Source organism: Streptomyces sp. NPDC102274, from assembly GCF_044766385.1.
Classification (GTDB): Bacteria; Actinomycetota; Actinomycetes; order Streptomycetales; family Streptomycetaceae; genus Streptomyces.
On the sequence record NZ_JBIWLW010000006.1, the window covers coordinates 220392 to 246474 of the forward strand.

Annotated in this window: 22 protein-coding genes; 10 read left to right on the forward strand and 12 right to left on the reverse strand. The window is 71.4% G+C overall.

The features are described 5' to 3' along the window. Positions 1-496: 496 nt before the first annotated feature. Positions 497-1009: an EF-hand domain-containing protein gene (locus tag ACIRQP_RS11290; protein WP_403886879.1), complete on the reverse strand. Its 513-nt coding sequence runs from the start codon at positions 1007-1009 to the stop codon at positions 497-499. A gap of 55 nt (positions 1010-1064) precedes the next feature. Next, complete coding sequence (locus ACIRQP_RS11295; protein WP_403886881.1) at positions 1065-1439, reverse strand: STAS domain-containing protein; 375 nt, start codon at positions 1437-1439, stop codon at positions 1065-1067. 318 nt (positions 1440-1757) lie between these two features. On the opposite strand from ACIRQP_RS11295, the gene ACIRQP_RS11300 reads away from it, so the two are divergent. Further along, on the forward strand, positions 1758-2339 hold the full coding sequence (locus ACIRQP_RS11300) for an RNA polymerase sigma factor (protein ID WP_403886884.1): 582 nt from the start codon (positions 1758-1760) through the stop codon (positions 2337-2339). Then, a complete protein-coding gene (locus tag ACIRQP_RS11305; protein WP_403886887.1) occupies positions 2336-3709 on the forward strand; it encodes a maleylpyruvate isomerase N-terminal domain-containing protein in 1374 nt (457 codons plus the stop codon). Before ACIRQP_RS11300 ends, ACIRQP_RS11305 begins: the two co-directional genes overlap by 4 nt. Before the next feature lie 72 nt (positions 3710-3781). Here ACIRQP_RS11305 and purU read toward each other — a convergent pair whose 3' ends face one another. Together purU and ACIRQP_RS11315 are read right to left on the reverse strand one after the other, a co-directional pair. After that, a complete protein-coding gene (purU, locus tag ACIRQP_RS11310) occupies positions 3782-4684 on the reverse strand; it encodes a formyltetrahydrofolate deformylase (protein WP_403886890.1) in 903 nt (300 codons plus the stop codon). Between the two features lie 147 nt (positions 4685-4831). Then, on the reverse strand, positions 4832-5278 hold the full coding sequence (locus tag ACIRQP_RS11315; protein ID WP_403887154.1) for a hypothetical protein: 447 nt from the start codon (positions 5276-5278) through the stop codon (positions 4832-4834). A 174-nt stretch (positions 5279-5452) separates the two neighbouring features. Between ACIRQP_RS11315 and ACIRQP_RS11320 the strand changes: the two genes are divergently transcribed. Further along, entirely contained in the window at positions 5453-6733 is a 1281-nt protein-coding gene (locus ACIRQP_RS11320; protein WP_403886893.1) for an ABC transporter substrate-binding protein, read from the forward strand. Between the two features lie 248 nt (positions 6734-6981). On the opposite strand, the gene ACIRQP_RS11325 is transcribed toward ACIRQP_RS11320, so the two are convergent. Both ACIRQP_RS11325 and ACIRQP_RS11330 read right to left on the reverse strand, forming a co-directional pair. Beyond that, positions 6982-8637, reverse strand: coding sequence for a hypothetical protein (locus ACIRQP_RS11325; RefSeq protein ID WP_403886896.1), 1656 nt, complete (start codon positions 8635-8637; stop codon positions 6982-6984). Positions 8638-8928: 291 nt separating this feature from the next. Continuing rightward, on the reverse strand, positions 8929-10311 hold the full coding sequence (locus ACIRQP_RS11330) for a transcriptional regulator (protein ID WP_403886898.1): 1383 nt from the start codon (positions 10309-10311) through the stop codon (positions 8929-8931). Between the two features lie 309 nt (positions 10312-10620). On the opposite strand from ACIRQP_RS11330, the gene ACIRQP_RS11335 reads away from it, so the two are divergent. From ACIRQP_RS11335 to ACIRQP_RS11345, 3 genes are all read left to right on the forward strand, one after another. Next, positions 10621-11325, forward strand: a complete 705-nt coding sequence (locus ACIRQP_RS11335) for a bifunctional DNA primase/polymerase (RefSeq protein ID WP_403887158.1) — start codon at positions 10621-10623, stop codon at positions 11323-11325. Positions 11326-11457: 132 nt separating this feature from the next. Further along, positions 11458-12372 carry an ABC transporter ATP-binding protein gene (locus ACIRQP_RS11340; protein ID WP_403886901.1) on the forward strand — a complete coding sequence of 305 codons (915 nt, stop codon included), beginning with the start codon at positions 11458-11460 and terminating at the stop codon, positions 12370-12372. Positions 12373-12374: 2 nt separating this feature from the next. Then, positions 12375-14033, forward strand: a complete 1659-nt coding sequence (locus ACIRQP_RS11345; protein WP_403886903.1) for a transporter — start codon at positions 12375-12377, stop codon at positions 14031-14033. 136 nt (positions 14034-14169) lie between these two features. Here ACIRQP_RS11345 and ACIRQP_RS11350 read toward each other — a convergent pair whose 3' ends face one another. After that, entirely contained in the window at positions 14170-15033 is an 864-nt protein-coding gene (locus ACIRQP_RS11350; protein WP_403886906.1) for an alpha/beta fold hydrolase, read from the reverse strand. 895 nt (positions 15034-15928) lie between these two features. Continuing rightward, the gene (locus ACIRQP_RS11355) at positions 15929-16621 is read right to left on the reverse strand and encodes a metal-dependent transcriptional regulator (RefSeq protein WP_403886909.1); all 693 of its coding nucleotides are present in this window, start codon (positions 16619-16621) and stop codon (positions 15929-15931) included. A 311-nt stretch (positions 16622-16932) separates the two neighbouring features. On the opposite strand from ACIRQP_RS11355, the gene ACIRQP_RS11360 reads away from it, so the two are divergent. From ACIRQP_RS11360 to ACIRQP_RS11370, 3 genes are all read left to right on the forward strand, one after another. Beyond that, positions 16933-17688 carry an SIS domain-containing protein gene (locus ACIRQP_RS11360; RefSeq protein WP_403886911.1) on the forward strand — a complete coding sequence of 252 codons (756 nt, stop codon included), beginning with the start codon at positions 16933-16935 and terminating at the stop codon, positions 17686-17688. 612 nt (positions 17689-18300) lie between these two features. Next, a complete protein-coding gene (locus tag ACIRQP_RS11365; protein WP_403886914.1) occupies positions 18301-18885 on the forward strand; it encodes a carbonic anhydrase in 585 nt (194 codons plus the stop codon). Between the two features lie 69 nt (positions 18886-18954). Continuing rightward, on the forward strand, positions 18955-20484 hold the full coding sequence (locus ACIRQP_RS11370; RefSeq protein WP_403886917.1) for a SulP family inorganic anion transporter: 1530 nt from the start codon (positions 18955-18957) through the stop codon (positions 20482-20484). 93 nt (positions 20485-20577) lie between these two features. Here ACIRQP_RS11370 and ACIRQP_RS11375 read toward each other — a convergent pair whose 3' ends face one another. Both ACIRQP_RS11375 and pdxH read right to left on the reverse strand, forming a co-directional pair. Continuing rightward, entirely contained in the window at positions 20578-22041 is a 1464-nt protein-coding gene (locus tag ACIRQP_RS11375) for a PAS domain-containing protein (RefSeq protein ID WP_403886920.1), read from the reverse strand. Between the two features lie 498 nt (positions 22042-22539). Next, positions 22540-23169, reverse strand: a complete 630-nt coding sequence (gene pdxH / locus ACIRQP_RS11380) for a pyridoxamine 5'-phosphate oxidase (RefSeq protein ID WP_403887161.1) — start codon at positions 23167-23169, stop codon at positions 22540-22542. A 338-nt stretch (positions 23170-23507) separates the two neighbouring features. On the opposite strand from pdxH, the gene ACIRQP_RS11385 reads away from it, so the two are divergent. Beyond that, positions 23508-24620 carry a citrate synthase 2 gene (locus ACIRQP_RS11385; protein ID WP_403886923.1) on the forward strand — a complete coding sequence of 371 codons (1113 nt, stop codon included), beginning with the start codon at positions 23508-23510 and terminating at the stop codon, positions 24618-24620. 139 nt (positions 24621-24759) lie between these two features. Here the strand turns inward: ACIRQP_RS11385 and ACIRQP_RS11390 are convergent, their stop codons facing one another. Both ACIRQP_RS11390 and ACIRQP_RS11395 read right to left on the reverse strand, forming a co-directional pair. Continuing rightward, the gene (locus tag ACIRQP_RS11390) at positions 24760-25401 is read right to left on the reverse strand and encodes a TetR/AcrR family transcriptional regulator (RefSeq protein WP_403886926.1); all 642 of its coding nucleotides are present in this window, start codon (positions 25399-25401) and stop codon (positions 24760-24762) included. Beyond that, the gene (locus tag ACIRQP_RS11395; protein ID WP_403887164.1) at positions 25389-26075 is read right to left on the reverse strand and encodes an enoyl-CoA hydratase family protein; all 687 of its coding nucleotides are present in this window, start codon (positions 26073-26075) and stop codon (positions 25389-25391) included. The genes ACIRQP_RS11390 and ACIRQP_RS11395 overlap by 13 nt, the downstream gene beginning before the upstream one ends. Positions 26076-26083: the final 8 nt, after the last annotated feature.

Below are 26083 nucleotides of genomic sequence, written 5' to 3' on the forward strand. Positions count from 1 at the left end.
GCATATTCCAGCGCGAAGGAGTACGCGTAGTGCATACTGTGCGACGCGCGCCGCGGGGAGTCGAACACGGGCGCGCACGGCGCCTCCGCACCGCGCGAGCGGCGCACATTCGCGACCCCGGAGCCGCCGTACCGGCAGCACCGCGACCGTCGCGCCTCGCAACCTCTCGCACGCCACGGAGCGTACCGGAGGCCGGACACGACTCCGGCCTGTCACGGCCCGCAGTCAGGACACAACCCGGTATCGGCCTCGGGCGTCGCACTCCGGCCACGGACGGTGACGCATCAGAGCGCTGAGGCCAGAGTTCTCCCCTTCCGCGGGAAGGGAGTTACCGCCCCCAGGGCACCACCAGGGCACCACCGGGCGCCGCGTCCGGGCACCCGGCGTCGTACACGGGGCACCCGGCGTCGTACACGGGGCACCCGGCGCCGTATAGCGGTACCAGGCGCCATACATGGGTCCGCACCCGGGCCGGCGCACCGGCCCGGGACGCTCCTCAGGGCTCCGGCGTCACGTAGTACGCCGCGAAGCCGGACAGGATCTCTCCCTCGTGGATCCTGCCGTCGTGGTCCACGTCCAGCTCCGCCGCCACCCGCGTCGCCGCCTCCGGCTCGACACCGAGCACCCGCAGCGCGCGCTCGGCCGACGCGGGCGTCACGCCGCCGCCGTCCTCGTCGGCGACGGCGATCGCGGCGCGCAGGAACGGGCGGGCGATCTCCGCGAACCGCTGCGGGTTGTCCCGCAGCCGCTTCACCGCGCCGGTGACGAACTCCTGCCTGCTGACCCGCTGGTCGCCGTCCACGTCCGCGATCCCGGCCATGCCCTGCCAGAAGGCCTCGGCCCCGCTGTAGAGCGCCTGTCCCTTGTCGGAGCGTGCCGTCGTACCGAACTCGGCGAGCAGCGCCGCCGCCGCTCCGCTGAAGTCTTCGCGGTCGATGTACCCGCTGCCGTCCTGGTCGAAGGCTGCGAACCGGGAGGCGATCTTGGCCTCGTACTCTGCGCTGTCCATCCCCGGAGCGTACGACGGCCGGGGGCCGCGATGTGTCCCGTTACGCGCGGAGCGGCTATGCGGAAAGCGGCTGGACCGCGTCGTCGACGGCCGCGGGCACATCCGGATAGACCTCGAAGAGGCGGCGTACGCCCAGGGCCGCCAGAACCCGGTTGACGTGCGAACCCGCCTCGGCGCCACGGGCCGGCAGGATGAGATGGAGCCTGCCGCGGCAGGAGTGGAGCAGCCTGCGTGAGGCGATCAGTACACCGACCCCGCTGGAATCGCAGAAGAACACCTGAGAGAGGTCGAGCACCAGCGCGTGGCGCCCGGCGGCGACCGCGTCGTGGACCAGCCGGCGGACCTCGGGCGAGGTCATGAGATCCAGTTCACCGGTGATGTGCAGCACGGTCCACTGGCCATGCTCGGACTCCTCCATCGTGAGCGTCACACGCCTGGACCTTTCCTCGGGTACCTGGGCCGATCCGGAAGAGGCTGATCCGGAAGCTGTCCTTCCTCAACCCGCCACTGCCCCGCCGCGTTCCCGCGAAACGTTGCGCCCCTCACTTCGCCGCCCACCGCCGGACCCGCAGGAGCGCCTCGGGGGCGCACTTGGGCAAAGGGGAGTGCGTTGTCGGCGCCGCCCACTACATTCGAAGGAACGGTGGCCAATGGTGGCCGTCGGCGGGCTTCGACATGATGGTGGACAGGGGCACGGGAACGGACAGAGGCACAGGCAGGCGCACAGAGGAACAGGGCTGGGGGTCGCATGGCGAAGGACACACCGCCCCGCTGGGACCGCAGGATGCACCAGCGGCTGTCGCGGGGCGAGGCGGCGGCTCTCGGGGAGTTGTACGACCGGTACGCGTCGCTGGTGCACGGCCTGGCTCACCGGGTTCTCGACGACAACGACGCGGCCGACCGGGTCACCCGTGAGGTTTTCGGTCATGTCTGGGAGAACCCGGACACGTACGACCCCAAACAGGGCTCCATACGCTCCTGGGTGGCGAAAGTCACACAGCGGCTGGCCGTGCAGCGTCTCCGGCGTACGGAAGCGGAGGCGTACGAGGCGCGCGGCGACGGTTCCGCGGAGGAGCTGGAGCAGAAGATAAGCCGGGTCTCGGTGGCCGCGCGCGCGGACTACATAGTCAGGTCGATGCCGACGCCCCTGCGGGACGCGCTGGAGCTGGCGTACTTCCAGCGCAGGGACTACCGCCAGACAGCGGCGGACCTCGGTGTCACGGAGGACGAGGCGCGGCGCCGGCTGCGGCTCGGGCTGCAACTGCTCTCCACGGCCAACACCCAAGCACGGAGCGGCTCGTCGCCGCCGGGAAACGGACGTGCCTTGTGACCGGCCCTCTGGACGGCGGCGCCCATGACGGCCGCGATCCGGACGAGCCGGCGGCTTTCCTCCGGATCCCGGGTCCGAGGACGGCGCCGGACGACGTGACGACACAGGAGCGACCGCGGGCACCGGAGCAGCGTGAGGCACTACCGGAGCAGCGTGAGGCACCACGGGAGGCGCGTGAGGCACCACCGGAGCCGCGGCAGGCACCGGAGCCCCGGCAGGCGCCCGAGCCCCGGCAGGCACCCGAGGGGCGTGAAACGCCGCCCGCCGCCGAGCCGTTGTCGCACAAGGTGCTCATGTCGCTGCTCGGAGCGTGGGCGCTGAGCGCCTGCTCCGCCGAGGAGACCGCGCTCGTCGAAGCGCACCTCACCGAGTGCGCCCCCTGCGCGGACGAGGCGCTCCGGCTGCGCGACGCCGTAGGACTGCTGCACGCCGACGGGAACCTGGACCTCGACCCGCTGCTGCGCTCCCGCGTGCTGGAGAACGCTCTCGGCCGCCGCCCCGCCCGTGTCCCGGTGCCCGGCTGGGCCGCTCCGTACGATGCCGAGACCGCGCGGCTCGACGCGCTCCTGCGGGACATCGGCGACGCGGAGTGGCACGCGCCCGTACGGCTCAAGTGGTTCGAGGACGAGGGCGCCGTCTCCCGCCGGACGACCGTCGCCGGGGTCATCGGTCATCTGATGACCGTCGACGGCCTCGTCGCCACCGCCCTCGGGCTGGACGACCCGCTCGGCTCCGACGCCCCTGTCCACCCGAGCACGCGTACGGAGAGCTTCTGGCGTGCCGCGAAGCCCCCGCCGACCCGCACCATTCACGAGCCCTGGCGCGAGCAGAGCCACACCCTCATCAGAACGGTGTCCTTCGCGGGCCGTGGGGTCGCCGAACTCTCCGTGTCGTACGGGTTCTTCGCCCTGCCCCTGCGCGACGCGCTGCTCGACCGCGCCTTCGAGTGCTGGGTGCACGGCGCGGACATCGCGGAGGCGGTGGACTACCCGTACAAGCCGCCCAGCGGCGGCCATCTGCACGAGATGATCGATCTGGCGACCCGGCTGCTCCCCGCCGCCCTCGCCATCCGCCGCCGGAGCGGTCTCGCGGCACCGGCCCGGGAGCTGGTGACGGCGGGCTCGCCCGGCCGGTCGCTGCATCTGGAGATCGAGGGCGTGGGCGGCGGTGACTGGTTCATCGCGCTGGACTCACCGGCGGCGGTCGGCTCCCGCGAGCGTTCCGTGGCGCAAGTCGCGCTGGACGGCGTCGAGTTCTGCCAGCTGGTGGCCGGACGGGTCTCGCCGGAGGACGCGGCGGCGGGTCAGGAGGGTGACCGTGAGGCGATCAGGGATGTGCTGTTCGCGGCGGCCACGATGAGCCGTCTCTGAGCTGTCTCCGAACCGTCTCCGACAAGCCGCCCGGCCGGGGACCGTCAGCCGGGGACCGTCGGTCGGGGCCGGTCAGCCGAAGACGACGGTGCGGTGCCCGTTGAGCAGGATCCGGTGCTCCGCGTGCCACTTCACCGCGCGTGCCAGCGCCTGACACTCCACGTCCCGGCCGATCGCGACCAGCTGCGCGGGCGTGACCTGGTGGCCGACCCGCTCGACCTCCTGCTCGATGATCGGGCCCTCGTCGAGATCGGCGGTCACATAGTGCGCCGTCGCGCCGATCAGCTTCACGCCGCGCGCGTGCGCCTGGTGGTACGGCTTGGCGCCCTTGAAACTCGGCAGGAAGGAGTGGTGGATATTGATGATCCGGCCGTTCAGCTGCTTGCACAGATCGTCCGAGATGACCTGCATATAGCGGGCGAGCACCACCAGCTCCACCCGCTCCGCGCGGACCAGCTCCAGCAGTTCGGCCTCGGCCGCCGCCTTGGTGTCCCTGGTCACCGGGATGTGGTGGAACGGGATGTCGTACGAGGCGGCCAGATCGGCGAGGTCCGTGTGGTTCGAGACGACCGCGACGATGTCCACGGGCAGCGCACCGGTACCGGCCCGGAAGAGCAGATCGTTCAGGCAGTGGCCGAACCTGCTGACCATGAGAATGATCCGCATCCGCTCGTCCGCGCGATGGATCGCCCACTCCATCCGGAACGAGTCACCGATGGCGGCGAAGCTCGCCCGCAGCTTCTCCACGGTCACCGGGGCGTCCGCCGAGAAGTGCACGCGCATGAAGAAGAGACCCGTGTCGTGGTCCCCGAACTGCTGGCTGTCCTCGATGTTGCAGCCGGTCATGAAGAGATAGCTCGACACGGCGTGCACGATGCCCTGCTTGTCCGGGCAGGACAGCGTCAGGACGTACTGATCGGCCGGGGCGGCCGGGGCGGCCGACGGGGCGGCGGGTGGCGGCGTGGCGGAGGTCATGACCCCAGAGGATCCCACATCTGTCCCGCGCGCCCCGGAATCGCCCAGTACATGGACATTGCGTCGATGACGCCGGGTGACGCCCTATGACCTCGCGGCGATCCCACGTCGGCCTCGGGGCGTCCTCGCGACGGTCTCACCGTGCCGTCAGGCGGACCGCGTCATGATCCGCAGCACATCCAGCGAGGTCGGCAACACATCCGGGTCGTCCCCGTCGCTCGTCGCCAGCCGTAGGTGCGCCTCGCGGGCCGCCCGTACCGCCTCCGGCCAGCCATGGTGCTCCAGATAGGCGGAGACGGGCGCGTCCGCTCCGACCTGGTGCATGATGCGCAGCACCCGGAGCACGGCGAGATCGACCAGGGCGGCCTCGCCCGAGTCGCGGAAGATCGTGCCGACGTATTTCTCGGCGGACCAGTTGTCCAGCCAGGTGTCCTCGACGAGACGGTAGACGGCGTCGGTGACGTCGCCGTACCCCTCCAGGCCGGCCAGCCAGTACTCCTGGTGGAAGACGGGATCGGAAAGCATGTGCAGCGCCGAGCGCACATTGCTGCGCCAGCGCCACCACGGCATGTCATTGAGCGGCATGCCGCCCATGGTGGGGGAGCGACGGGCACGACGGGAAGAGTTCTCGGAACCTTGCTGCACAGTCCACGACTTTACGTTCCGTGGCGGGGCGTCCAGCCGGGCCCCCGTAATTCACCTCCAGGTCACCGATCGTTGATCCTTGCTCACTCGGGTGTTACTCGGAGGGCGGAAGTCTGCAGGACTATGACCGGTTGGCGACGCTCCCCCTCCCCCCGCCCCTTCCAGTCCGGCGCGAAACGCGCCCTCTGTATGACGGCGGCCGGGGCCTCGCTTCTTTCTCTTCTGACCGGCTGCGGCATTCTCCCCGGCGGCCCGGGGGGCTCCAGGGAGCCCGTCACGGTCATGACCTGGGCGCCGGTCGGCACCAATGCCACCAATCTGCCCGGTATGCCCGCCATGGCCAAGGCGTACGCCCGCTGGGTCAACGCGTCCGGCGGCATCGACGGCCACGAGCTGCGCGTCCTGACCTGCAACGAACGCAACGACACGGCGGGCGCCGCCGAGTGCGCGCGCCGCGCGGTGAAGGAGAAAGCCGTCGCCGTCGTCGGCTCGTACAGCCAGCACGGCCGCGAGTTCATGGCACCGCTGGAGGCCGCGTCGATCCCGTACCTCGGCGGATACGGCGTCACGGAGGAGGAGTTCACCAGCTTCCTCTCCTACCCCGTCAACGGCGGCCAGGCCACGCTCCTCGCGGGCAACGGCCTCCAACTGGCCCGCAACTGCGACAAGACCGCACTGGTACGGCCCGACACGATCACCGGCGACGATCTGCCCGAGCTGCTCAACTCCGGCCTGTCCAAGGGCGGCCGCGGCCCGGCCACCGACATCCGCGCGGCGGAGGACGCCACCGACTACACCAATCCGTCCGGCCGCGCCCGCGAGAGCGCCGAGGACGACGGCTGTGTCACCGCGGTCCTCGGCGACCGCACCGAGACCTTCTTCGACTCCTACCGCCGCCTCCCCGAGGACGGCCGCGACATCCGCGTCTCCTCGGTCCTCGGCAGCGTCGGCCAGCCGCTGATCAACCGCACGGGCGGCAAGGACGGCCCCTTCGAGGGCGCGTACCTCACCGGCTGGTACCCGGTGGCGAGCGACCCGGCGTGGAAGCCGATGCTCGACGTGATCGACAAGTACGCCTTCGGCGACAACGACATCGACCCGACCGACCCGGGCGCCCAGACCACCTGGATCGCGTACACCGCCCTCAAGGCGGTCATCGAGACGATCAACAGCGAAACAGTCACCTCGGGCAAGATCGCGGACACACTGGACCGCGGCCTGCGCGTCGACACGGGCGGCCTGACCCCGCCGCTGCGCTGGCGCTACGAGGACATGCTGGGCACACCGGGCTTCCCGCGGATCGTGAACGGGAACGTGACGTTCCAAGTGGTGCGCGACGGAAGGCTGGTGGCGGAGAAGAAGGGCTTCGTGAACGTGGGCCAGACCCTGGGCGGCACGCACTAGCCACACCCGGCCGGGGGCGCGCCTCGCTCCCCGACAGCCTCACCGAACTGCCCGAGCAGATCGCCGAGCTCACGCGCAAGAGTGCTGACCGTCGTCGACCAGCCGTACAACCGGTGCCGCGCGACCGGCCGCCTTCTGACATGGCCGACGATGCGCCGTAGATCGTGCGATCCCGGAACCGGGACCGGTTCCGGAACCGGCCCCCGGCGGCACCGCGCCCCGTCTCAGGGGCGCGCGGCGCGCGGGGGCTACAGCTGTGTCGGGGCATGCTCCGTCAGGCCGTACTTCGTCGCGATGCTGTTCCACAGGCCCGACGCCTTCTGCTTCGCCGCCGTGGCCTCGCCGCTCGCCTTGTTTGCCTTGGCCGCCTGCGAGGTCGTGCGCGCGCGGCCGTCCTTGCAGCCCTTCTTGCCCTTGGCCTGCTTGGCCCACTGCGCGTAGGAGTCGTCCGCCGAGGCGGAGGCCTGCCAGGCGTCGGTGAGGGAGGACGTCAGCTCGGTGTGGTTCGGCAGTTTGTCGAGTGTCAGCGCCTCCAGCTCGGTCACCAGACCCCGGCGCTGCTCGGCCGCCCCGTGGAGGTCGGTGGCCGCCTGGTCCAGGTTGTCGCAGGACTTGATGTCCTCGACCGCGCTGATGACCGTCGAGCGGCTGCTGTTGCTGTCCGCGAGAAGCTTGTCGAGCGCCTCGGCCTGTTGCTTCACCGGGTCCGGGGCGGTCTGGGTGGAGGGTTCGGCGCTGGCCGAACCCTCCGACGCCACCGTCTTGCTGTCGTCCTGGGGCGAGTCGCCGCCGCTGCTCATCAGCGCGCCCGCGCCCAGGCCGAGGACCGCGCAGCCGACGACCACGGCCGCGATCAAAGGCGCGCGGGACGACTTGCGGCGCCCCGTGCCACGCCCGCCGTTCACCGGTCCCTGCCGCACCGGCGGCTGCTGGTACGCGGCGGGCTGCTGACCGTACGGCCCGCGCTGCTGGGGCTGCTGGGGCTGCTGCGGCGGCTGCGGCCCCCGGCCCGCGTCGAACTGGGGCATCTGCTGCGTCGACTCCGCGCCCTGTCCCCCGCCCGGCTCGTCCGTACGGAAGAGGTTGTCGAACTCCGCGGGCGGCTGACGGTCGCCCGGGGCGCCGGGTCGGATGCCGTACGGGGCTCCGGGGGGCGCTGCCGGGACATTCTGCGGGGGGACGGGCGCGATGTACTGCGTGGCGTCCGCGTCCGAGCCCTGCGGAGGCGGCGCGGTGGACGGCAGGTATTGCGTGGCCTCCGCGGAGCTCTCCGGCGGCAGCATTCCGGGGCCCGGCGGGATCGGGGCGATGAACTGCGTCGCGTCCGAGTCCCCCATCGCGGGCACCGGCGGCAGATACTGCGTCGCGTCCGCGCTTCCCGGCGCCTGTGCCTCCGCGGGCAGCGGCAGGGGCTGCGCGTGGCGCTGCGTCGGAGGCAGGGGCTGCGGCAAGGGCTGCGACTGCGCCGGCGGGAGCTGCTGCCCCTGCGGATACTGCTGGTACGGCGCGTACGGCTGCCCCGCGGCCGGCTGCCCCTGGACCTGGTGTCCCTGGAGCGGCTGTCCCTGGGCCGGCGGGAGCGGGGCGCCGTACGGCTGGCCGCCCTGCTGCGGCTCGTACGACTGCCCGTAGGTCTGATCGTAGGTCTGTCCGTACGACTGCGGTACGTCCTGCGCCTGCGGGGCCGACGGCGCGCCGCCGCCGTACCCGGGCTGCTCCTGGAGGCCGTCCTGCGGGCCCCAGGGCTGCCCCCACGGCTGCCCGCCGGTCGGCACGGCCCGGTCCTGGTCCGCGGCCGTGCCGGGAATCCAGGGCCCGCTGCCGTCGCTGGGCAGCACCACGCCTTCGTGCGCGGGGCGAGCGGCGGGGTGCTGCGGCTCATCCCCTTGTCCGCTGTGCGTCACCGGGACTCCTACGTGTGGAACGTGTGGACCTACCGAATCGTCGGTTCACGCTACCGGGTGAATCGCGGCCACTGCCACGCGCGTAGCCCTTGTAACAACTCGCCCCCTCAAGACGCTGATAACGGGTCCGAATTCACCCGCTCCGCCCCGGACTTGATCACCCTCACGCCACCCCCACGGCGCCTGCACGACGCCACCACGCACAGGGCTCCGCCAGGTCCTGTCCGGTCGGTCCTCGTGGCCCACGAGGACCGACCGGACAGGACCTGGGAGCGCTGGGAGTGAGCGCCGTCACGCCGCCTGGATCTCCAGCCGCGCCGCGAACTCCCGCACCGCGGGCTCGTTCGCGTACGGCTCCAGCCGCTGCTGGAGATCGTCGAGATACTCCGCGCCCCGGCTGGAGCGCAGCGCGCCCAGCAGCTCCACGGCGCGCGTGCCGGTCCGGCACGCCTCCTCGACCTCCCGCTGCTGGACCTGGGACGTGGCGAGCAGGACGAGCCCGATCGCCCGCCGCCTGGCCCGGGACTCGGGATGGCCCGCCAGCGAGTCCTCGGCGTGCTGGGCCGCCGTCTCCGGCCGGCCCAGATCGCGGTAGCAGTGCGCCAACTCGTCCGCGAGATAGGCATGATCGAAATGCGTGATCCAGTCCGGGTCGTCGCCCGACGCGTCGTCCGACTGCTCCAGCGCGGTGACCGCCCGGCCGACAACCGCCTCGCAGGTACGGGCGTCGCCCATCAGCGCGTGGCCCCGGGCCTCGGCCGCGTAGAACATGGCCTGCGCCCTCGGCGCCACCTGCCCGCGCGCTCCCTCCTGCGCCGCGCGCGCCAACTGCGCGATCTCGCGCGGATTCCCGAGCTGCGCCGCCAGATGACTCATCGACGCGGCCAGCACATAGCCGCCGTAACCGCGGTCCCCGGACGCCTGGGCCAGCCGCAGCGCCTGGATGTAGTAGCGCTGGGCGAGACCCGGCTGACCGGTGTCGATCGCCATATAGCCGGCCAGCTCGGTCAGCCGGGAGACCGCCGCGAAGAGCCGTCGGCCGACCGACTCCCGGTACGAACCGGAGAGCAGGCCCGACACCACGCTGTTCAGATAGTGGACGACGACGGGACGGACATGGCCGCTGCCGAAACGGTGGTCCAGATCGATGAGGGCCGCGGTCATGGCCCGTACCGCCTCGACATCCGAATCCCCCACCCGCGCCCCGGTGTTGCGTGCGACGGCCGGGTCCGCGCCCGTGATCAGCCAGTCCCTGCTGGGCTCGACGAGCGCCGAGGACGCCACCGCGGAGCCGGACAGGAAGTCACGGCGGCCCACATCGCTGCGCCACAGCTCACATGCCTGCTCGATCGCGCCCATGACGGTGGGCGAGAACTGGAGACCGACGCCCGAGGCCAGATTCTTGCCGTTCGCCATCCCGATCTCGTCGATCGTGACCGTACGGCCCAGCTTCCGGCCCAGCGCCTCGGCGATGACGCCCGGGGCCCGGCCACGCGGCTGCTGTCCACGTAACCAGCGGGCCACCGAGGTCTTGTCGTAGCGCAAGTCCAACCCGCGCTCCGCGCCCACCATGTTGACGCGCCGGGCGAGCCCGGCGTTGGAACACGCCGCCTCCTGGATGAGCGCCTGGAGCCGTTCGTTCGGCTGGCGCGCGACGAGTGGTCTGGCTGCCAATGGATACCCCCTGTGGCCGCAGTGATCAGCTCACTGAACACTGCCCGTCACATATGCGAAGAATGCACATGTTCGGTGATAACGGAAAAATTCGAGGAATTTCAGAAAGCTTCGGTAAACACGGCAGGGCTCGCCTGCGTGCCGCCCGCGTTGCCCATATGTTGTCGGACCCCCGAGGGTGGCTACCCCCTTACCGCCTCACCCCTTCCCGCGCGCCCCCACCCATGCATCCATGCGCCCCATATGCAGGGCGGACGTTCCCCGGCGTGGCAACAGGGCACCCCGTAACCCGTGGTGGCGGCGGTAGTTGTGCTGTTCGTGGAAGAGACCATCGGAGTGACGGACAGCGCGCACATCCCTCAACAGCGGGGCGACCTGCTGCTCGACAGCGCGGTGCGGTACGTGGAAGAGCGGCACTGGGACGTGTTTCCCGGCACCTGGCTGGAGGCGGCGGACGGCCGGGAGACCTGCTCGTGCGACCGGACGGACTGCCCGGCGCCGGGGGCACACGCGACCGGACCCGACTGGGCGGCCCAGGCGACGGGCAGCGCGGTCGCGGCGCGCAGACTCTGGTCGAAACAGCCCAGGGCGTCGGTCCTGCTCCCGACGGGACGCACCTTCGACGCGCTCGACGTACCGGAGTCGGCCGGCTTCCTGGCCCTGGCCAGGATGGAGCGGATGAACCTGACGCTCGGGCCGGTGACCCGCACCCCGCTCCGCCGGATGCTGTTCTTCGTACTGCCCGGCGCAGCGCTCAAGGTGGACGACCTCCTGCGGAAGCTGGGCTGGATGCCCGGCGCGATCGACCTGGTCACGCGCGGCGAGGGGGAGTACGTGGCGGCCCCGCCGACCCGGATCGGCGGCAGCGGCGCGGTGCAGTGGGCGCGCCGGCCCACCCAAGCCAACCGCTGGCTGCCGGACGTCGAGGAGCTGATGAGCCCCCTGGCGTACGCGTGCGGGCGGGAGGCCGCCGCGGAGCGGGCGCGCCGCGCCCAGGGCCTGTCTTCAAAGTAGCGCCGCCGGGCCCGCGGGACTTTGAAGACAGGCCCTGGGGCAGGAACCCGTCCCCTCTCCAGGCCCCCGTACATAAGGTGGCCCCTGTAGACATGCGGGGACACCTGTACGAAACACGAAAGGCAGTGCGCGATGCCGGACCAGGCACGGGACCAGGCACGGGACCAGGCACGGGACCGGACGCCCGCCGAGGGGGCCGACGGGGGCAAGAGGGCCGACGGAGCGGGGCCGATATCGCCGGCCACCGGCGCGGGTACCACCGGCGCCGAGGCCGCCCGCGCCGAGCCCGCCGTTCAGGTCGAGGGGCTGTGGAAGCGGTTCGGCGAGCACATCGCCGTCGCCGGCATCGACCTCGAACTGCCCGCGGGCCAGTTCATCGGCCTGGTCGGACCGAACGGCGCGGGCAAGACCACGACCCTGTCCATGGTCACCGGCCTCCTCCGGCCCGACCAGGGGCGGGTACGGGTCGCCGGGCACGACGTCTGGCGGGACCCCGTCGAGGTCAAGGCGCGGATCGGGGTCCTGCCGGAGGGACTGCGGCTCTTCGAGCGGCTCTCCGGGCGGGAGCTCCTCGGGTATACCGGGCGGCTGCGGGGACTGCCGGGCGCCGAGGTCGACAAGCGGGCCACACAGCTTCTCGACGTACTGGACCTGGCGGGCGCGCAGCACAAACTCGTTGTCGACTACTCGACAGGTATGCGAAAGAAAATCGGCCTCGCGGCGGCGCTGCTCCACAACCCCCAGGTCCTCTTCCTGGACGAGCCGTTCGAGGGCGTCGACCCGGTCTCCGCGCAGACGATCCGAGGCGTCCTGGAGCGCTATACGGACTCGGGCGCGACCGTCGTCTTCTCCAGCCATGTCATGGAGCTGGTCGAGTCGCTGTGCGACTGGGTCGCCGTGATGGTGGCGGGCCGTATCCGTGCCCAGGGCACCCTCGAAGAGGTACGGGGTGACGCGCCCACCCTCCAGAACGCCTTCCTGGAACTGGTGGGCGTACAGGGCCGCGGCGCCGGGGAGTCGCTGGACTGGCTGGGCGGCGCGCGATGAACATGGCCGAGAACAACCCCGCGCCGACGGCGCCCGTCCCGCTCACGCCCGCGTCCGCGCTCGTCACGCCCGCGTCCGTACCGCTCACGTCCGTCTTCGTACGGCTGAAGCTCTCCCTCCTGCGCAATGGGCTGAGGCAGTCGTCGGGCCGGGCAGTCGCGTACATCGCCTCGGCGGTCATCACGCTGCTCCTCGCGGTGGCACAGCTCCTCGGTCTGTTCCTGCTGCGCGGAACGGCCCACGCGGGCACGCTGGTCGTGCTGCTGACCGCGCTGCTGGCGCTGGGCTGGGCCGTGATGCCGCTCTTCTTCCCCGGCGGCGACGAGACGCTCGACCCGACCCGGCTGGTGATGCTGCCGCTGCGCCCGCGACCGCTGGTCGGGGCGCTGCTCGCGGCCTCGCTGGTGGGAATCGGGCCGCTGTTCACGCTCTGTCTGGCGGTCGGCTCGGCGGCGGCGACGGCGCACGGCGCGGCGGCCGTGGCCGTCTCGGTCCTGGCCGTACCACTGGTCCTGCTCGTGTGCGTGGCGCTGGCCCGCGCCGTCGCGACGGCCAACATCCGGCTGCTGACCTCGCGCAAGGGACGCGATCTGGCCGTCCTGAGCGGTCTGGTGATCGCGGTGGGTACTCAGGTCGTCAACTTCGGCGCCCAGCGGCTCGGGGACGCGGGCGGTCTCTCCGCACTGGACCCGGCGGCGCGGGTCGTTCGGTGGCTCCCGCCGGCGTCCGCGATGGGCGCGGTGGAGTCGGTGAGCGAGGGCGCGTACGGGCGGGCAGCGGCCCAGCTGCTGCTGACGGTGGCCGCGCTGGCGGCCCTGCTGTACGCGTGGCAGCGGTCGCTGGTGAAGCTGATGACCGCCCCGGACGGCTCGACGCTCGCGGCGGCCGAACCGGCACGCAAGGAGTCGGTGTGGCAGCCGGGGCGGCTGCTGCCCGAGGGGCGCACGGGCACGGTGATGCTGCGCAGTCTGCGGTACGTGTGGCGCGACCCGAAGACCAAGGCGGCCTGGGTGACCTCGCTCGCCATCGGCCTGATCGTGCCGCTGCTCAACGCGCTCCAGGGCACGGGCACGATCTACTTCGCGTGCTTCGCGGCCGGCATGCTCGGCATCCAGATGTACAACCAGTTCGGCCAGGACACCTCGGCCTTCTGGATGGTCGCGCTGACGATCTCCTCGACCCGGGACGCCTATCTCGAACTGCGCGCGCGTGCGCTGGCGCTGCTGGTGATCACCCTGCCGTACTCGGCGCTGGTGACCGTGGCCACGGCGGCGCTGCTGGGCGACTGGAGCACCCTGCCCGAGGCGCTCGGGCTCTCCTTCGCGCTGCTCGGCGCGATGCTGGCCACGGGCGCGGTCGCCTCGGCGCGCTTCCCGTACTCGATACCGCAGGACAGCGGTTTCAAGAACGTCGCCCCCGGCCAGGCCGGTCTCGCCTGGATCTCGATCTTGGGCGGCATGCTCGGCGCCGCGCTGCTGTGCGCGCCGGTGCTCGCGCTGACCATCTGGGTCCATGTCTCCGGCGCGGACGCATGGGCGTGGCTGCTGCTCCCTGTCGGCACGGCGTACGGGGCCCTGGCGGCGACGGCCGGCCTCCGCCTGGCGGCCCCGAGGACGGCGGCGCGCCTGCCGGAGATCCTCACGGCGGTCAGCAAGGGCTGACAGTTCGGCAGGAGCGGCAGGAGCGGACGGAGCCCGAGCCGCCCTGCCCCGGCCGTCGTGGCCGTCACGTCAGTACCGTCGTCGGAGCGGCCCGTCGAGTCAGGGCGCCCTGACACGTTCGGGGCGGCTCGTCGCCTCAGGGCGTCAGCACGCCGTCCAGGAACGGTTCGATCGCCGCCCGCCAGGCTTCCGGCTGGTCGTAATGGGCGAGATGGCCCGCGTCCGTCACCTCGGCGTACTGGCCGCGCGGCAGCACGCGCACCATTTCCTGCGCCTCCGCGCGGCCCAGCTCACCGTCCAGACACCGGACCACCAGGGTGGGGCACTGGACGTGCGCCAGCTCCTCCCAGTGCGCGTCGTGGACCCAGGTCTCCCGGGACGTCAGCATCTGGCGGCGCGAGAAGACCGGGCGCCAGCCGTCCGCGCACTCCGCCATCACCTCGGCGAAGAACTCGCCCCGCGCCGCCGTGGGACGCTCCACCCAGGGGTCGTCCTCGCCGAACCACTTCCGTACGTCGGCGAGCGTCGCGAACGGGACCGGCCAGGCCCGGAACCAGTCCGCCCACTCCCGCTGGGACGCCGCCCCCAGCGCCGAGGCCCGCATGTCGCAGATGACCAGGGCCCGGACCAGATCGGGGCGCTTCGCGGCGAGCTGCCAGGCGGTGAGCGCGCCCATCGAGTGGCCGATGAGCGTGACGGGCGCCAGCCCGAGCTGTTCGATCGCGGCCTCGGCGTCGGCCACGTACGCCTCACGCGTGAACGGCCCTCCGGACGGCTTGTCGCTGCGGCCGTGGCCACGCTGGTCGAGCGCGATCACGCGGTGCCGCTCCGAGAGCCAGCGCGCGGTGGCGGCCCAGTGCGAGGCGCGGCCCATGAGGCCGTGCAGCAGTAAGACGCCGGAGGCCCCCTCTGTCTCCTCGTGTCGCTTGGGCGGGTCGGCAAACTCCCAGGCAGCGAGACGTACGCCGTCCGCTCCGGTCACATCGATGCGCTGCACCATGCGTCCCGGCACCCCCTTCGGTCCTGAGTGGTCGAGTCGGATTCCGCTCTGGCCCCGTTTCGATGCGTCCAGCCACGCCAGACTATCGAACTCCTATTCGAAAAAATGATCCCCGCGCCCAACACCGCTCGTTCGAGTGACCACCCCCCAGGATTGCCGGACGCGGCCCGGGGGAGATCTTCTCCGGGAGGCGGGCCGCTCGGGGATGACGGTCCGAGGGGAATGACCCTGAGAGCTCGGGGCTCCGGGTCAGCGCAGGGGAGGACAGGCTCCGGTGCCGAAAGGCGCCGGAGCCGCCCCCTCGCAGAACGCCCCCTCGCAGAGCAATCCGGGCAATCCGGCTCAGACCGCCGGGCTCGCGCGGAGCGCACGGATCATATGGTTCGCATGGGTCACATAGGTCAACTGGTTCGCGTGGGTCACATGCGGCAACCCGTTCACGCGGACGATCCGGTTCGCGCAGGCGTCGGCGCGACGGTCGCGACCCCCGCCCCCGCCGGGCATACGCGCCGTACCGCAGACGCGACACACAGTGCACACCCCCGCACAGGCGCATCACCTGCCCCCTCCCCGGCCTCGAACCGACCCGGACCCCCGTACCCCGGCCGGCACCTCACGTCATATGCCTCTGCCACAGACTGGCACGCGAACGCCCAGCCGTCGCCCCCTCCTGCCGGAAAGCGCGTACCCTCCGGCCACGGAACGCCCCCCTGCGTCACTCCGTTGTCCGGAAGTCTCAGCGCACCCCGTGCACGCGCCCGTACATACATCCCGTACACACACCCCGTACGGCCCCCCGCACGGGCATCCGCGCGCGCACCGGGTCCCGTCACCGAAGCACCGCCCTCCCCCCCGGGGGGCGGACGGTGCTCCTTCGGCGATGGGACGCGGCGCCTCAGCGCTTGGCGACGAAGACGTGCGACGCCACCTCGGACTGAAGCTCCGCCGCCTCGCCACTGCTCCCGACCAAGACCCCGCCGGGAGACTCCGTCACGCTCACCACGGACCCGGGCTGCACGCCCGCGCGCCGCAGCGTGTACATCAGCTGTGCATCCGTCTGGATGGGCTCGCCGATCCGCCGCACGACGACCGTCTTGCCCTCGGCGCCCGGATCCAGCTCGGCGAGGCTCACCATCCCCACGTCCAGGAACGGGTCCGCCTCGGTCTTCTCGCCCAGCTCCTCCAGGCCCGGGATCGGGTTGCCGTACGGGGACTCCGTCGGATGGCGCAGCAGTTCGAGCACGCGCCGCTCCACCGCCTCGCTCATCACGTGCTCCCAGCGGCACGCCTCCGCGTGCACCTGCTCCCACTCCAGGCCGATCACGTCGACCAGGAGACATTCGGCGAGCCTGTGCTTGCGCATGACGCGCGTCGCCAGCCGGCGCCCCTCTTCCGTCAGCTCCAGATGCCGGTCACCCGCGACCTGCACCAGTCCGTCGCGCTCCATACGGGCCACGGTCTGGCTGACCGTCGGCCCGCTCTGGTCGAGCCGCTCCGCGATCCGGGCGCGCATCGGGACCACACCTTCCTCTTCCAGCTCAAGGATGGTGCGGAGGTACATCTCCGTCGTGTCGATCAGTCCGGACATACATGCCCCTCGATAAATCGTGCGCTGGCCCTGACTCAATTCTGACGCATACCACCGACAACCGTGCCGTGCCGTGGGGAGCGGAAGGAGTGGGACCCGGACGCGGCGGGACAGCCATGTCGAGTCGCCGTATTGACAGAGCAATGGTCCAGACCTCAACGTGATCCGCGACACAGACGTTCCCCGTGCCCGCCCCGCCCCTGGTTCCAGCCCTGGTCAACCCCTCGATCCACCCCTGTTCCGCCCCTGATCCACCCCTGTACCACCCTCCTGTTCCGCCCTTGATCCCCCACCCTGGAAGGGCCTTCTCGATGAGCGAGAGCAAGCTGGCCGGTCAGTTCTTCGATGCGGCGATCGGCCTGCTCCAGCGGGTACGCGACGAGGAGTCCGCCAACGTCGCCGCCGCCGGAACCGCCGTCGCCGACACCGTCGCCGCCGGGGGCCGGCTCTTCGCCTTCGGCGCCGGGCACTCCTCGCTCGCCGCGCAGGACGTCGTCTACCGGGCCGGCGGCTTCGCTTTGATGAACCTGCTCACCGTGCCCGGCGTGGTCGGCGTCGATGTCATGCCGGCCACCCTCGGCTCCGCGCTGGAGCGGGTCGACGGGCTCGCAGGCGCCGTGCTCGACTCCAGCCCCGCCCGCGCCGGGGACCTGCTGGTGATCATCTCCCTCTCCGGACGCAACGCGCTGCCCGTCGAGATGGCGATGAACGCGCGGGCGCTGGGGCTGAAGGTCATCGGCGTGACGTCCGTGGCGTACGCGACGGAGACCACGTCGCGCCACCTCACCGGGACCTACCTCAAGGACCACTGCGACATCGTGCTGGACAGCAAGATCGCGGTCGGTGACGCGGAACTGACGGCCGACGGCATCGAGGCGCCCTTCGCGCCGGCCTCCACCGTCGTCACCAGCGCCCTGATGCAGGCGATGATGGCCGCGGGCGCGGGAGAACTCGTCGAACGCGGAATCGAACCGCCGCTTCTGCGCTCGGGGAACGTCGACGGCGGGACCGAGTGGAACCGCCGCGTCATGACCGAGTACGGCGACCGAATCTTTTACCGGCATTAGAACATGCCTACGAACGGCGATGGACTGCGGCGGCCCGGGTAAAGCGACGCGGCCGGAGAAAAAAATGCGACGCGCTTAACATCCGAAACCGAGAGTGACATCAGGGGCCTGCGGGGCACATTCCCGCAGGCCCCAGCCCGTTCCCGCACCCAGGAACCACCACTTTGCGTCACCAAAGGAACACTTGGCGGAATTTTGATCTTTCACAAGCAAGTAATGTTCAGGCAAAGTGGTGGACGCTGTGGTGCGGCATCATCGGAGCTGACGACGTGTCGGCGCGTGACTGCCGCGCCCGCACGGCACCACGGAAAGACCGAAAGACGGAAAGGGCGAGCTGTGAGAATCCGACTGGACCGCGAGTCCACCGTCAGACGCGGGACGACCGCTTCCTGACCCGGCCGCCAGGACCACCGCACGGCAGCCGCCACGCCGGCCTCCCTCAACTGCCGCGATCCGGCAGGGCACGACGCCCGCACGGCTCCCCGTCAGGCCCGGGACATCCACTGACGCCCGGCCCTTTCCCCGCAGTTCTCGCACATCCGTTTTCTCACCCCCCACTGACCCGACCACACCGTGCCCCGGCAAGCCCGGGGGTACAGGAGGCAGGCCATCATGAAATCCCTCATCGACAACGCCCGTTCCTTCTCCGTGCAGGTGGCGGAACGCCCCGACGAGTTCCGAGATCTCGCGGCGGGGCAGACGCCGCAAGCGCTCTTCATCACCTGCTCGGACTCCCGTGTCATCCCCTCTCTCATCACCGGCGCCCGCCCCGGCGAGCTCTTCGAGCTGCGTACGGCGGGCAACATCGTCCCCCGCTACGACGCGGACCGTCCCAGCGGCGAGTCCGCCACCATCGAGTACGCGCTGCGCGTGCTCGACGTCCGTGACCTCGTCGTCTGTGGTCACTCGCACTGCGGCGCCGTCGGCGCCATGGTCCGCGGCGAGGACCTGTCGGCCGTTCCGGCCGTGCGCGGCTGGCTCGGCCTCGGCGCCTCCGCGCTCCCGTCGGCCCATGGCCTCGCGCACGCCGTACGGCACCACGCGGCGGCCCAGCTCGACACCCTCCGGGGCTATCCCGCCGTACGGGAACGACTCGCGGAGGGCCGTCTCTCCTTGCACGCCTGGTACTACGAAGTGGACACGGGCGCGATCAGCGTCCACCGGCCCGAGCTGGGCGGGGAGTTCAGACCGCTGTAACGGCGGCCCCGGTATCGACTCTCCTCACCCCCCGTCCGCTCGCGGACCGCACAGCTAGGACAACCCGTCATGCTCTCCCTCTCACTTCTGAAGGACCAGCGTGTCCTTCGACGCGAGATACTCGCGTCCCTCGTCGTCTTCCTCGTCGCCCTGCCGCTCTGTGTGGGAGTGGCGGTCGCCTCCGGCGTCCCCGCCGAACTCGGTCTGGTCACCGGCATCGTCGGCGGACTCGTCGTGGGCTTCCTGCCCGGCAGCTCGCTTCAGGTGAGCGGCCCCGCGGCCGGTCTCACGGTCCTCGTATACGAAGCAGTCAAGGAGTTCGGCATCGGCACACTCGGTGCCATCGTCCTGGTGTCCGGATTGCTGCAACTGGCCCTCGGGGCCTTCGGTTTCGGCCGCTGGTTCCGGGCCATCTCGGTCGCCGTCGTCCAGGGAATGCTGGCCGGGATCGGCCTGGTGCTCGTACTGGGCCAGGTGTATGCCATGGCCGACACCGCGCAGCCGTCCGGCGGGCTCGGCAAGATCGCCGGGCTGCCCGGACTGACCGGCGAAATCATCACCGACGGTACGGCGCTGACCGCGTTCCTCATCGGGGCGGGGACCATCGCCGTACTGGTGCTCTGGCCCCGCCTCCCGGCCGGGGCCCGGATGATCCCGGGCCCGCTGGCAGCCGTGGCCCTGGCCACCGGCGCGGCCTTCCTGCTGGATCTTCCCGTCGCCAAGGTCGAGGTGCAGGGTCTGCTGGAGTCCATACGTCCGCCCGGTCTCGGCGAGTTCGGGCACCTGGCGAGTGTGGCCGCCATCGGCACCGTGCTCGCGTTCACCCTGATCGCCTCGGCGGAGAGCCTGTTCAGCGCCGCGGCGGTGGACCGTATGCATGACGGCCCGCGCACGGACTACAACAAGGAGCTCATGGCGCAGGGCGTGGGAAACACGGTCTGCGGGGCGCTCGGCGCGCTGCCGATGACGGCGGTCATCGTACGCAGCGCCGCCAATGTCCAGGCGGGCGCGCGGACTTCGCTCTCCCGGATCCTGCACGGCCTGTGGCTGCTGCTGTTCGCCGCGCTGCTGCCGGCGGCGATCGGCATCATCCCGCTCGCGGCACTCGCCGGCGTCCTGGTGCACGCGGGCTGCAAGCTCGTACCGGTCAAGGAACTGCGCCCGCTGTGGCGGGAGCACCGCGGCGAAGCGGTGATCCTCGCCATCACGGCGCTGGCGGTCCTGGTCACGAACCTCTTCGAGGGTGTGGTCCTCGGACTGCTGCTCGCGGTGGTCAAGACCGCGTGGGAGATCTCCCACCTCCATGTCGACGTCCATGAGCTCACCGGCGGCCGGATGGTGGTGTCGGTCACCGGCAACGCGACGTTCCTGCGGCTGCCGCGCATCATGGAGCAGTTGGAGGCGCTGCCGAAGGACCGTCCCATCGAGCTGGACCTGTCCGGCCTGCGCCATGTCGACCACGCGTGCCGGATCGCCCTGGAGAACTGGGCGATGCGGCACAACGACGCGGAGACGGAACCGGTCAGGATGCTGTCGCCGAAGGCGGCGCCCCTCCAGGAAGGCGGCCCGGCGACGGGCCCGCAGGCGGGCACGTCCTGACGGTATGTCAGCGCTGGGCGGCGCGGGCGGCGGCATGTGCACGAAACCGCCCGTGCCGCCTGTGCCGCCCAGTACTTGTCCTCGGCGACGTCGTCAGTCGGACAGAACCCCGGAGAGATCCAGAGCCGCCGCCACGCGGATCGTCACGTCCTCCGCGTATACCGCGTCCGGCCGTTCGAAGGCGGCCCGACTCGCTCCCCGAAGGAACGTCACCACGCCCAACGACCGGCCCCGGCTGCGCAGCACCGTACACAGGGCGTGCACCGAGTCCGGCGGCCACTGCCGCGAGGTCGCCCAGGTCGGGGAGGGGACGGCGCCCGACGCGGCCCCGGCGGAGGTGCCAAGAGCGCTCGCCCGGACCGAACCGTTGCGGTCGATCGCCTGAAGCGCCGGATGCCCGGTCGTGTACCGCACCGGTATCCCGCCCGTCTCGACGGCCATGCTCGGCCCCGACCCGCCACCGGACGGCGTCTCCGCCACCCGCACCAGCCGTACGGGAGCCGCCGACCCGTCCGGCCGCTCCCCCGCCACCAGATCGATCAGCGCGTGATCCGCGAAACCCGCCAGTGCGAAATCCAGATAGACCGTCGCCGCCTCCATCGGGTCCTCGCACTCCGCCGCCGCGCGACCCGCCCGGTACAGCTGGCTCGACCGGAACCGCAACCGGTCCGCCGCCTGCGCCGCCAGCTTCGACTCCGTCACATCCTGGAACATCCATCCCACGCCCAGCGGCACCGGCTCCTCCGCCAGCGGAGACGCCAGCCGCAGGAAGCCGCTGCGCCAGCAGCGCCGCCGCTCCCCGTCCGCCGCGGTGACCGACACCCACAGCTCGGCGGGCGACTTCGGCGCCCCTTCCGCGAGCACATGGTGCAGCGCGGCCTCCAGCTCCTCGACACCCTGTACCACCAGCTCGCCCAGCGGCCGGCCCAGCACCGCGGCGCGCCCGGAACCGAACGCGCGCGCCGCGTATCCATTGACGACGGTCGGCCGCAGATCGACATCGACGAGGACGACACCCCAGGACGCGTCGTCGAAGAGCGCCTCGCTGAGCGCGATGGACCGCTCCAGATCGATCTGCTCATGGACCTCGCTGAAGGCGCTGTAGACCCCGGCGGGCTTGCCGTCCGCCCCGCGCATCCCGGACGACTGGGTCCGTATCAGCACCCTGCCGCCGTCCTTGCGCAGCAGCGCGAACTCGTCCACCTGCCGTCCCGGCGTCTCCATCACGGCCATCAGCCGCGCCTGCACCTCGTCCGCGTCGGCGGTCCGGGCGGCCCATCCCTCGAAGCCCCGCCGTCCGACGGCCTCCTCGGCGGACCAGCCGAGTATCCGCTCGGCCTCGCGGTTCCAGTGCGTGATCACACCGTTCGCGTCGAAGGCGCACAGGGCCGCGTCCATACCGTCGAGCAACGCCGCGAGCAGATCGGACCCGGCCTCGTCCCGCTCCGCACCGGCCCCCGCACCGGCGCCGACCCCGGCACCACTCTCCGATTCGGGATCGGGCTCCGGCTCGTCCGGCCCGCGCGGATCGGTGGTCTCACTCCGAGAAGCACTCATCCTGGCACCCCCTGCAGGGCGTCTCCGCCTGTGCTGACGCACGTCCGATCATTCAACTCGAACGTGACCCAGCACACACAAGGTTCCCCGAAATCGTCGCACCCCAAAAGCTGTCCCGCACACCGGCTGACACACGCCGCGGACAATCGATCAAGGTTTCGACGAGGAACACGCATACGAGCGTACCCTTCCTCCTTTGAGCGCATGCCGGGGATCCACGGCTATCCTGGCGGCGAAACTCCCTCATATAAATCGCTTGAGAGTCGCCGGGACCCCTCCTAAGGTGTGACACACGCTGAAAGGAGGTGATTCGGAAGTGATTTCTTTCCGGACTCGTGAGGTGGCTGCGGGCTGACGGCCCGTTGTCGCACTCAGTGCGGAGCCGGTAACCGCCGGCCCAATCCAAAGCAGTCACCGCCCCGCGGGCTCGCCGGTACGTCCGGCCGGCTCCTCTTCGGAGGAACCCGAGCCCGCGGGGTACTGCTTTTTCCGCGGGTTCTACGGGCAGAGCCGCTCCACCCGCCAGCCGTCGCCATCGCCATCGCGTACGTAGCGCAGCCGGTCGTGGAGCCTGTTCTCGTGGCCCTGCCAGAATTCGACGGTCTCCGGCGTGACGCGGTAGCCGCCCCACTGCGGGGGCACCGGTACGTGCTCGCCCTCCGGGTAGCGGGACGCCAGCTCGTCGTAGCGATGGAGCAGTTCCTGGCGGGAGGCGATCGGGCTGGACTGGTCGCTGGCCCAGGCACCCAGCTGGGAGCCATGGGGGCGGGTGCGGAAGTACGCGGCTGTCTCGTCGCGGCCGGTGCGCGCGGCGGTGCCCATGATGATGATCTGGCGGGCCATGGGGTGCCAGGGGAAGAGCAGCGAGACGAAGGGGTTCGACTCGATCTCGTCGCTCTTGCGGGACGTGTAATTCGTGAAGAAGACAAAGCCCCGGTCGTCGTATGCCTTCAACAGCACCGTGCGCGAGGAGGGCCGGCCTTCGGGGGTGGCCGTCGCGACGACCATCGCGTTCGGCTCGTGGAGATCACCGGCCACGGCCTCCTTGAACCAGCGGGCGAACTGGTCGGTCGGAGCGGGCGCGAGGTCCTTCTCCAGAAGCGGAGTGGTGCGGTACTGCTCGCGCATGGCCGCGGGGTCGGCTGGATCGAGGGGATCGACGGGGTCGACGGGCTCGACGGAATCCGGGGTCTCGTAAGGCACGCAGCCATCCTGCCGCAGCGCTAGTTTCCCCGGCACCGGGTGCCGCTAATCCCCTGGGGAGGAAGTCTGGCAGTGTGCCGGTTATCACGCTTCCCCGCATCGGAGGAACCCGCCAAAATCTTGGGGTAGGCCACTGTGGCCTTCGTACACCAGGGGCTATCGTTCCTGCCTCCCGGACGGCTGCCGCAGGGGGCATCCACCGGGTGACCGACCCGCCGAAGTCCCCGCCGAAGTGCCCGCCCCCACCTCAGAGGAGCCGCCTGATGTCCGCTTCCGACACCTCGTTCGTCCCCGGACTCGAAGGAGTCATCGCGTTCGAGACGGAGATCGCCGAACCGGACAAGGAGGGCGGCTCGCTCCGCTACCGGGGCGTCGACATCGAGGACCTGGTCGGCAAGGTCTCCTTCGGCAATGTGTGGGGGCTGCTGGTCGACGGGGCGTTCGCGCCCGGTCTGCCGCCCGCCGAGCCGTTCCCGATCCCGATCCACTCCGGTGACATCCGGGTCGATGTCCAGTCCGCGCTGGCCATGCTCGCGCCCGTGTGGGGGCTGAAACCGCTCCTCGACATCGATGAGCGGACGGCCCGTGACGATCTGGCGCGTGCCGCGGTGATGGCGCTCTCCTACGTCGCCCAGTCGGCCCGTGGCCAAGGGGTGCCGATGGTGCCGCAGCGGGAGATCGACAAGGCGGAGTCCGTCGTCGAGCGCTTCATGATCCGCTGGCGCGGTGAGCCCGACCCGCGGCATGTGCGGGCCGTGGACGCCTACTGGACGTCGGCCGCCGAGCACGGAATGAACGCCTCCACCTTCACCGCCCGGGTCATCGCGTCCACCGGCGCCGATGTGGCGGCGGCCCTGTCGGGTGCGGTCGGCGCGATGTCGGGGCCGCTGCACGGCGGCGCGCCCTCGCGCGTCCTCGGCATGATCGAGGAGATCGAGCGCACGGGTGACGCGACGGCGTACGTCAAGCGGGCCCTGGACCAGGGCGAGCGACTGATGGGCTTCGGGCACCGGGTCTACCGGGCCGAGGACCCGCGGGCGCGGGTCCTGCGGCGTACGGCGCGCGAGCTGGCCGCGCCGCGGTTCGAGGTGGCGGAGGCGCTGGAGAAGGCCGCGCTGGACGAGCTGCACGCGCGCAGGCCCGACCGGGTGCTGGCGACGAACGTGGAGTTCTGGGCGGCGATCGTGCTGGACTTCGCGGAGGTCCCGGCGCACATGTTCACGTCGATGTTCACCTGTGCCCGTACGGCCGGCTGGTCCGCGCACATCCTGGAGCAGAAGCGCACGGGCCGGCTGGTGCGGCCTTCGGCGCGCTATGTGGGGCCGGGGACGCGCAGCCCGCGCGAGATCGAGGGGTTCGACGCGATCGGGCGCTGAGCGGATTCCGCGCAGAGCGGATCGCGCGCAGAGCGCCGACCGGCCCGCCTGCCCCGTCGCGGTACGGGTCGCCGTCGTGCGTCCCGTATCGGGTCGCGCGCGCGTCCCGCCGGGCCGCACGACGGGGCGGTCGGGCCCCTCAGCCGAGCACGTCGTCCAGGATCCGCGCCCACTGCGCCACGACCCGCTCCCGCCGCCGCGCGTCGTCCGTCAGCAGCGTCGCCAGGCCCAGGCCGCGCGCCATGTCGAGCAGCCCCTGCACGGTCTCGCGTACGCCGGGCACGGACTCGTCGGCGCCCAGCAGCTCGACCGCGATCCGGTGGGACTCGCGGCCGACCCGGGCCTCCAGTTCGGTGACGCGGGGCCGCAGTTGCTCCTCGTCGGAGGCCGCGACCCAGAGGTGCAGCGCCGCACGGAACAGCGGGCCCGTATAGAGCGCGACGATGCCCTCGACCGCCGCGCGGCGGTGCGCGGGTCCGGCCGGGACGAGGGCGCGCAGCGCCGAGGACCGTTCCTCCGCCACGTACTCGACGGCCGCCGTGAACAGGTCCTCGCGGGTCGGGAAGTGGTGCTGCGCTGCCCCGCGCGAGACGCCCGCGCGCTCGGCGACGACGGCGACCGTGGAGCCCGCCCAGCCGTACTCGGCGAGGCAGGCCACGGCGGCCTCCAGCAGTCCGCGCCGGGTGGCGCGGCTGCGGTCCTGTTTGGGTGCGGTCCCCGTGGGTCTGGGGGCGGCCTTACCGGGTTTGGGCGCGGTCCCGGCGGGCCCTATCGCACCCACGAGGCGTCCCGCCGTTCGAGGAACGCGGTAATGCCCTCGCGCGCCTCCGCCGTCACGAAGAGCGAGGCGGAGCGCTGGACGAGCTCCTCGGCGTACCGCTCGAAGGCGTCCAGTACCCCGACCGTGAGCAGCTTCTTGCATTCGGCGAGCCCTTGCGGCGAGGCCCTGCGCAGTCCGTCGAGCACGGGCGCGAGCGCGGCGTCCACATCGTCCGCGGCCTCGGTGATGACCCCGGCGGTGGCGGCGCGTTCGGCGTCGAAGCGCTCGCCGGTCAGGTAGTAGCGGGCCGCCGCGCGCGGTTCGACACGGGGCAGGAGCGGCAGCGAGATGACGGCCGGGGCGACCCCGATCCGTACCTCCGTGAAGGCGAAGTCGGACGTACGGTCCGCGACGGCGATGTCGCACGCGCCGAGCAGCCCGATGCCCCCGGCCCGGACATGGCCGCTGACGCGCGCGACGACCGGCTTGGGCAGTTCGACGATCTGCCGCATGAGGGCGATGAAGGTGTACGGATTGGCCGGCTCCTTCAGGTCGGCGCCCGCGCTGAAGGTGGTGCCGGTGTGGGTGAGCAGCACGGCCCGTACGGCGGGGTCCTTGGCGCAGTCCGTGAGGGCGTCGCCGAGCGCGTCGACGAGCCGCGCCGAGAGCGCGTTGCGGTTCGCCGGTGAGTCCATGGTCAGGG